The following is an 8,501-nucleotide window of genomic DNA, read 5'->3' as shown; positions in this document are numbered from 1 at the left end:
GCCTTGCGCGCCAGGTGCAGCATCACGGCGGAGTCCTTGCCGATGGAGTAGAGCATGACCGGATTGGAGAACTCGGCCGCCACTTCACGAATGATGTGGATGGACTCGGCCTCGAGCTGCTTGAGGTGGGTCTGACGTTCCGGTGTGATACCGAGTTTTTCAGCCGTGGACGATGCTGTCATTACAGATTCCTTGAGATCACTCTGCTAGTTGTTCCTGCCCTCTTCACTCGCAGACGAAGCCGCACATCCTGAAGAAGACCACGTATCCTTGACATCAGACTGACATGTACAGACGTCAGTCCTGTGACGCCGTGGCGCATCCCACGCAGTCGGGCATCACGCCCAGGGGGCTGCCGGTCTGGCGCACACGATGAAATAGGGATTCAGCACGCTATCGTGCTGGTTGTAGCGCAGCGCCTGGCGAGTCTCGGCATTGAGCACCTGCCCACCGGCAGCCTCGACGACGGCATGTGCCGCGCCGGTATCCCACTCACAGGTCGGGCCGAGGCGCGGGTAAAGGTCTGCCGCCCCTTCCGCCACCAGGCACAGCTTCAGTGAGCTGCCCATGGCGACGATGTCACAGGCATGGAAATCGGCGACGAAGGCCTTGAAGTCATCACTCTGGTGGGAGCGGCTGCCGACGATGCGCCAGCTGTCCTGCTCACCGGGCACCTGAGCGACGGAAATCGCCTGGCGCTCGCCATCGCCGACCTGCTTCTCGGCGATGGATGCCTGGCCCTCACTCTGCTGGGCACCCACATAAAGCGTCTCGATGGCCGGGGCATAGACGACACCCATCGTCGGCACGCCCTGCTCGATCAGCGCGATATTGACGGTGAATTCGCCATTGCGCTTGATGAATTCCTTGGTGCCATCCAGCGGGTCCACCAGCCAGTAACGGGACCACTCGCTGCGCACGTCCCAGCGGATGTCGGCATCTTCCTCGGACAGGATCGGCGTGGCGCCGAACTCAGCCTCCATCTCCTTGAGGCCCTCGACGATGACGGCATGGGCCGCACGGTCTGCCGTGGTCAGCGGGGAGTCATCCGCCTTCATGTCGACAGTGAAGTCGCCACTCTCATAGATGTCCATGATGGCGGCGCCGGCCTTGCGAGCAATCGACTCGAGCGCGGTCAACATCGCGCGTGTGGTACTTGCCGCAGTCGTGTCTGTCATGTGCCTTCCTGTGCGTATTGATGTCTTGTACTGAGGTCAATTGTGTCGCTGATGGCTGAGGTGATACGCGCCTGTGCCGCCATCGGCGTTCTATTGTTTCGGCCATGCCCTGCCAGCGGCGCCACATCGCCTCGCCTGATGAAGAGGCAAGAAACCTGCCATCACCGGCTTTCCCGGCCCCCCGGTCTAACCAGTGAATGGCCAGATCACGGGAATCAGGACGACGGACGTCACCCCGACGATGAGGCTCATCGGCAGCCCGACCTTCATGTAATCCGAGACCTTGTAGCCACCGGGCCCCATCACCATCAGGTTGGTCTGATAACCCAACGGTGTGAGGAAACTGGCTGAGGCAGCAAACATGATGGCAATCGCATAGGGCATCAGGGAGACGCCCATCTGCTCACTCACCGCCATGGCGATCGGGAACATGAGCACGGCGGCGGCATTGTTGGTGATGATCTCGGTGAAAAGCGTCGTGGTGAGATAGACCAGCACCAGCATCAGGAAGGGAGAGCCACCGCCGAACTGCATCAACTGGTCAGCCACGATCTGGGCTGCACCACTATCGGTCATGGCCTGGCCCAGCGCGAGGGCGGCGGCGATCACGACCAGCACGCTGCCATCGATGCTGGCACGCGCCTGGGCAGCAGGCAGGCAGCCGGTGAAGACCATCAGAATGGCGGCGGCGACAGCGGCCTCGACGAGTTCGACCATGCCGGCCAGATGCGTGACGATCATCAGGCTCATGATGGCAAGCGCGATGGGCGCCTTGGTCAGATTGGGCATGCCGTTGCCGTCCAGGGTGCTGACCAGCAGGAATTCGCGGTTGTAACGGTGCAGGCGCGTGAAATCGGCGGCGGCTTCCAGCAACAGGGTATCCCCGGGGCGCAGCACGATGTCCCCGACCTTGCTGTTGATGCGCTCACCGTCCCGCGAGACGGCCAGCACCACGGAGTGATAGCGGGTACGAAAACGTGCTTCCTTGATGCTCACCCCGACCACCGGTGAGCTGGGCGCGATGACGGCTTCGACCATGCGGCGCTGGTGGTGGTCGAGATCCAGCCCGGCCGCATCGCTCTCGAGCCCGCGGAAGGCACGGACTTCATGGGCGGTATCCGCCACGCCGACGAAGATGAGGCGATCGCCTGACTGCAGGATGGTGTCAGGCCCGACCATGGACAGCAGCTTGCCGGAGCGTTCGATCTCAGCCAGATAACCGTACTGCAGACTGCGAAGCCCCGCCTCTTCGATGCTCTTGTCATGCAGTGGGCCCTTGTCGGCGACACGCATGGCCACGGAGTATTCGCGACCATTGCCGAGCTGCTCGACCAGCCCCTTGCGCTGCGGCAGGAAGCGCCAGCCCACCAGCACCATCCAGAGCGTGCCCGCGATGAGCACCGGGATCCCCAGCGCCGTGATGTCGAAGATGCCAAGTCCGGGCTGCTTGGCCTGTGACTGCAGCAGGCCATCCACCACCAGATTGGTACTGGTGCCGATCAAGGTACAGGTGCCGCCGAGAATGGCGGCGTAGCTCATCGGCATCAGCAGACGGGAGGGAGAGATCTTCATGCGCGCGCACCAGCCCTGAACGAGACCGATGAACAGTGCGACCACGGGAGTATTGTTGAGGAAGGCACTCAACAGCGAGGTGATCGGCATCAGGCGTGCCAATGCGGAAGACGGTGAGGTGGGACGCCCGAGCAGACGCTCCAGCATCCAGCGCAGCGCGCCGGTCTCCTGGACCCCGGCCGCCACCACGAAGAGTGCGCCGATGGTCATGATCCCCGGATTGGCGAAACCGGACAGGAAGGTGCTGGGAGAGATGACACCCAGCAGGATCAGCAGCACGGCGGCTGCCATCATCAGCCACTCAGCGGGCCAACGGTTCCAGATCAGTCCTGCCAGCACACCTATCGTGACGACGAGTGTAATGACAGCATCCATGTGCTGCGCGATATCCATCTACAGATGTTCCCTTGGCATCCTGCCGCTTCTCGTTTCTGCTCAGCGCGTTCATTCGTGAGGTGCATGACCCACCGAGCTTGGCGAGGAGACATTCTCTATCGAAGCGGGACACATTAGCAGCAAACCTCATGCCACTAAAGCATGCAGTTAATAAGACTGACTTGAGGCAAAACGCTCAGACTAATCATTTGCCTGCTACCAGTTTCACCCACGAAGACTTTGATTGAATTCATTCGTCACTTTGCGTACTTTCCCTATTTGCGGACTCTGCGTCAACGGTAATGCCGCAAGAGCGGCAAGGACGTCGCCATTACCATGAGTGAGCAGTCACTTTTTTTCAGTGCAACGGATATCTTGCATGCTGGGCGCAATCAAAAAACATGGATGGTGGCTTTTCATGCAGTCTCGCTGCGCCTTTCACGCTGACTCCCCGAATCACCGGCCCCCCCCGACATGCGGGGCCTCCCGGCAGACACTGTGCTTTTCACGTGGAATCCTGCGCCAGCCTCACCTCGAGGCTTTCATTCCGGAGCTGTTGCCATTGAAGAAGGCCGGTGTCTCGGCCTCTCTCGGTGCGACATGCCCTCCGCCTGCATGCCACCACTCCTCGTGTCGCCCGAAAGACACCGCTGCCACCCCACCTGCGACCGGCAAAAATGTAAGAAAATCACCACTTTTTGCCTTTTTACCTCGCCAGAAAACAGCACCTCTCAAGGCCACTTCCTTCTCTTCGATATTCGACTTTAGTAGTACAAAAAATGCTAATATACGCCCTATTTCCCGCACTGAATCCAGCGCGGTCGTCGGATGGGGACACAAGGCAACGGCGGCTCAGGCGCGCGCGTATGCCCGGCAACATGCGCTGCCCTATATCGCATTGGAAGACGGCTTCGTGCGCTCACTCACGCTGGCAAGTGCAGGCTACCCCGCCATGTCGATGGTGGTGGATCATCAGGGCATCTATTACGACGCCCGCCAGCCGAGTGACCTGGAGCAGCTGATTCTTGAGGCGCCTGAGCGTCAGGACGAGGTGCTTCTGATGCGTGCCCGCACTTCCATGCAGCGTCTGCGCCACCAGCGCCTGAGCAAGTACAACCATGCGCCGGAGCGACAGCTGCCCGCCAGAACGAAGGCGCGGCGTGTACTGGTGGTGGACCAGACATCTGGCGATGCCTCGATAGAAGGCGGCATGGCTACGCAGGCGACCTTTCTCGCCATGTTGAGAGAGGCATGCGCCGAGCCGGAGGCCGAGGTGTGGGTGAAGACACATCCGGATGTGATCGCCGGCAAGAAGCAGGGCTATCTGGTGGAAGAGGCACGCCGACAGGGGTGTACCCTGCTCAGCGACGACATCAATCCCTGGTCACTGTTCGAGCAGGTGGACGCCGTGCATGTGGTGACCAGCCAGCTGGGCTTCGAGGCACTGCTGGCCGGCTTGCCGGTGACCTGTCATGGCCTGCCCTTCTATGCCGGCTGGGGGCTGACCGAGGATCGCCAGGCATGCGAGCGCCGCGGCGAATCACGCCGTCTGGAACAGGTCTTCGCCGCGGCATACCTCGAGTATTCGCGCTATGCCAACCCCTACACCGGGGAGCGCGCTTCGCTGGAGGAGGTCCTTGAGCTGCTGGCCGACCAGAAACGCCAGAGTGAACATCTGACAGGTCACTGGATCGCACCTGGCTACTCGCGCTGGAAGCGTGGATTCCTGCCGGCATTTCTCGGCCCCTGGGCAAGATGCGATTTCACTCGCCGTGAGTCTCAAGCACTGGAGACGCTCACCCTTGGCACTCCCGAGAATGCTCCGCTGCGCGTTCTCAGCTGGGCCGGCAGGACCACTCAGGATTTCGCCCGATCCGTCGAGCGTCTGGGCGGAGAGATCTGGCGCATCGAAGACGGCTTTCTGCGCTCCGTCGGTCTGGGGGTGGATCTCACCCGCCCCCTGTCGCTGATCGTCGACGACAAGGCGATGCATTTCGATGCCCAGCGTGCCAGCACGCTGGAGGACTGGCTTGAGCACCACGAGCTTGACGACGCCGAACTTGCGCGGGCGCGTCGTCTACGGGAGCGCATCATTGCGCTGGGGCTGAGCAAGTACAATGCAGAACATGACGCCCTGCCGGACCTGCGGGCCCTGGCCGGCGAGCGCGAGATCGTGCTGGTGGTCGGCCAGGTGGAGTCGGACGCCTCGATCCGTCATGCCTGCCCGGGCATCAAGACCCACCGTGAGCTGCTGGAAGCGGCGCGGGAATTGCATCCTGATGCCTACATGATCTACAAACCGCACCCTGACGTTGTCTCTGGTGGTCGGCGCGGGGAGATGTCCGGCGAGAACACGCCAGAGGACCTGGTGTTGACCTCAGGCGATATCTGCCAGCTGCTCGAACAGGTCGATCATGTCCACACGCTGTGTTCCCTGGCGGGCTTCGAGGCACTGTTGCGCGGCGTGGAAGTCACGACCCACGGGCTGCCTTTCTATGCCGGCTGGGGGCTGACCCATGATCGCGTCAGCTGTGAACGTCGCACACGGCGCCTGAGTCTTGATGCGCTGGTGGCGGGTGCCCTGATCGAGTACCCGCTGTACGTGGACCCGGTGTACGGGCATCACTGCAACGCCGAGACGGTTGTCACGATTCTGGAACAACAACGCACCATGCTGAGAAATGGCACCCGCAAGATCACCCTGCCTTGGAAAACAAGGCTCTACCGCGGCTATCGTGCGCTATTCATTGGAAGGCACTGACCTATGCAACAAGGAAGTCTGGCGTTGCCGAATCATCATTCTCCCCTGTCGGGCGGCTCTGAAGCGCGCGGCCTGGCATCGCTGCAGCCGCTGTTCAAGCTGTCGGAAGATATCGGGGTGATGCATCCGACCACGCAAGACGCGCCTTCCTCTCTGCTGACCCCCCCACCTGTCGCGCGGCGCATTCCCGGTGGTGGACAGCGGCGTGTCTTCCTGCTGTTGCAAGGGGTCTGCTCGCCCTTCTTCCTGCATCTTGCCCACAAGCTGAAGCAGGACGGGCACGAGGTCATCAAGGTCAACTTCAACAGTGGTGACAGCTTCTACTGGCGCCACGACAAGGCCTATGCCTATCGCGGCCGGAGTGAAGACCTCGGCGAGTGGATCGCCGAGCTGTGGCGCAGGTACCACGTCACGGATCAGGTGCTGTTCGGGGATCGTCGTCCCGTGCACCGGGATGCCGTGCTCAAGGCGGAATACTTCGGGATTCGCACCCATGTCTTCGAGGAAGGCTACTTCCGCCCCTTCTGGGTGACGCTGGAGCGCGAGGGGGTCAATGGCCACTCCCTGCTGCCGCGTGACCCCGACTGGTTCCGTGAGGCGGGCAGGCAACTGGACGACGCGCCCACGCCGCAGCGCTTCAAGGCCTCCTTCTGGGAGCGCGCCCGTCATGACATGACCTATCATCTGGCCGGTGCCGCCAATCCGCTGCTGTTCCCGCGCTATCGGCCACACAGTATCAATGCCGCGGAGGAATACTGCGGCTATGCCACGCGCCTGCCGTTGATGCGCTGGTACAAGCGGCGGGATGCCGGACGCATCGAACAGCTGATGAACAGTGGCGCGCCCTTCTACCTGCTGCCGCTGCAGCTCAATACCGATGCCCAGATCCGTCATCATTCGCGCTTTTCCAACATGCAGGAAGTCATCCAGCGAGTGATGAAGAGCTTTGCCCTGAACGCTCCGCGCGGGGCGCGCCTGGTGATCAAGAACCACCCACTCGACATGGGACTGGTGGATTACCCGAAGCTGATCCGAGAGCTCGAGCGCCGCTATGACGTGATCGGCCGCATCGTCTATCTGGAAAGCGGCAATCTCGAGAAGCTGCTGCAGCATGCCAAGGGCATGATCACCGTCAACAGCACCACCGGCAATGTCGCGCTGCAGTATCGCTGCCCGACCTACTGCATGGGCGACCCGATCTTCAACCTGCCCGGCCTGACCTTCCAGGGCAGCCTGCACGAGTTCTGGACTCAGGGCGAGAAGCCGGACACCACACTGTTTCGCAGCTTTCGCAACACCGTCATCCATACCGTGCAGCTCAATGGCGGCTTCTATTGCAAGCCGGGCATGCAGCTCGCAGTGACGGGAGCCTCGAAGATACTGTGTGCCGAGCGCTCGCCGCTGGAGCAGATGTTGAGTCGCTGCTGATCCTGCCTCCAGGCCGGACATCGAGATCGTCGTTGGCAGGGATGCCACCGTCGATCATGAGAGCGCCATCAGGCGCCTTGCAGAGCAGGAACCCCCGAAGACAGGCCGCGTGTCTGCCCCAGGGCCACAAGAAGAACGACCATGAACAACGCAAGGGAACTGCCGACCGTGAGTGTCGGGATTCAAGGGAGACGATCATGACGGCAATGCCCCCGCAGCAGCCTGACACTCAGGCACCGTCCGCACGGGATGACGCAACGACCACCGAGCAGCGTGAAGGAAAGCAAGCTCCGGATGGCGCACCGCAGCAGAGTTCGCGTCCCGCCACTGCCCTGCGCCGCGTGCTGATCACGGGCGCGACCGGCGAGATAGGCGGTGCGCTCGCGCGTGCCTATGCCGCCCGGGGCACCACGCTGATCCTCACCGGTCGCAAGCAGCGCAAGCTGGATGCCATTGCCGGCGAATGTCGCGCACTGGGTGCCGAGGTGGAGTGCACGGTACTCAACCTGTGCGATGAAGAGACACTCTTCACCTGGCTGGATGAGGTCTGCGCACAGGGAGTGCCGGACATCGCCATCGCCAATGCCGGCATGAACACCGACATCGGCCCCCAGGGCAATGGCGAGCGCTGGGAAGACGCGCGTCGGCTGCTGCAGACCAACGTGGTGGGCACCTTCGGCATGGCGCATCATCTGGCCATGGCGATGAAGGCGCGGGGCAGCGGCCAGCTGGTGCTGCTCAGCTCGCTTGCCGCCTGGCACGGCCTGGCACTCACGCCGAGTTACAGCGGCAGCAAGGCGGCGGTGAAGGCCTACGGGGAAGGACTGAGAAGCTGGCTGAAGCCGTTCGGGGTCGGCGTGACGGTGGTGATGCCCGGCTATGTCACCTCCCCGATGTGCGAGGCGATGCCGGGCCCCAAACCCTTCGAGATGCCCGCCGAGCAAGCCGCACGCCGCATTCTCAAGGGTGCGGCACGCAACCGGGCACGCATCAGCTTCCCCTTCCCGCTCAATTTCGGCTGCTGGTGGCTCAGCGTGCTGCCAGCCGGTATCTCACAGCGTCTGCTGGGATGGTTCAATTACACTCACTGAATGGCTGCCTCACCCCCACCCTGTCCGACGCATGCCAGGCATCGCGGGCAGGGTTCCAGACGGTCGCGATCTGCGCCAGAACATTACACCGCTGCT

At 62.2% G+C, this 8,501-nt stretch carries 6 protein-coding genes; 3 read left to right on the top strand and 3 right to left on the bottom strand.

Annotation, left to right across the window (positions count from 1 at the left end; translation table 11 throughout):
* The 3 genes from HXS66_RS17090 to HXS66_RS17080 form a co-directional block, all read right to left on the bottom strand.
* Positions 1 to 182: phosphoadenosine phosphosulfate reductase family protein (locus HXS66_RS17090; protein WP_176504151.1), on the bottom strand; the 182-nt coding region annotated here is incomplete at its 3' end.
* A 156-nt stretch (positions 183 to 338) separates the two neighbouring features.
* The gene (gene cysQ / locus HXS66_RS17085; RefSeq protein WP_176504150.1) at positions 339 to 1,178 is read right to left on the bottom strand and encodes a 3'(2'),5'-bisphosphate nucleotidase CysQ; all 840 of its coding nucleotides are present in this window, start codon (positions 1,176 to 1,178) and stop codon (positions 339 to 341) included.
* A 186-nt stretch (positions 1,179 to 1,364) separates the two neighbouring features.
* Positions 1,365 to 3,125: an SLC13 family permease gene (locus tag HXS66_RS17080; RefSeq protein ID WP_176504148.1), complete on the bottom strand. Its 1,761-nt coding sequence runs from the start codon at positions 3,123 to 3,125 to the stop codon at positions 1,365 to 1,367.
* 787 nt (positions 3,126 to 3,912) lie between these two features.
* Here HXS66_RS17080 and HXS66_RS17075 point away from each other — a divergent pair.
* The 3 genes from HXS66_RS17075 to HXS66_RS17065 all read left to right on the top strand — a co-directional run bounded on the left by HXS66_RS17075 (position 3,913) and on the right by HXS66_RS17065 (position 8,405).
* Positions 3,913 to 5,886: a capsular polysaccharide biosynthesis protein gene (locus HXS66_RS17075; protein WP_308478557.1), complete on the top strand. Its 1,974-nt coding sequence runs from the start codon at positions 3,913 to 3,915 to the stop codon at positions 5,884 to 5,886.
* A gap of 3 nt (positions 5,887 to 5,889) precedes the next feature.
* A complete protein-coding gene (locus HXS66_RS17070) occupies positions 5,890 to 7,314 on the top strand; it encodes a capsule biosynthesis protein (protein WP_255303324.1) in 1,425 nt (474 codons plus the stop codon).
* A gap of 197 nt (positions 7,315 to 7,511) precedes the next feature.
* Positions 7,512 to 8,405, top strand: coding sequence for an SDR family oxidoreductase (locus tag HXS66_RS17065; RefSeq protein ID WP_240704298.1), 894 nt, complete (start codon positions 7,512 to 7,514; stop codon positions 8,403 to 8,405).
* Positions 8,406 to 8,501: the final 96 nt, after the last annotated feature.

The organism is Cobetia sp. 5-11-6-3 (genome assembly GCF_013374055.1).
In the GTDB taxonomy this organism is placed as follows: domain Bacteria; phylum Pseudomonadota; class Gammaproteobacteria; order Pseudomonadales; family Halomonadaceae; genus Cobetia; species Cobetia marina.
This window is presented reverse-complemented; position numbering and strand designations above follow the sequence as displayed.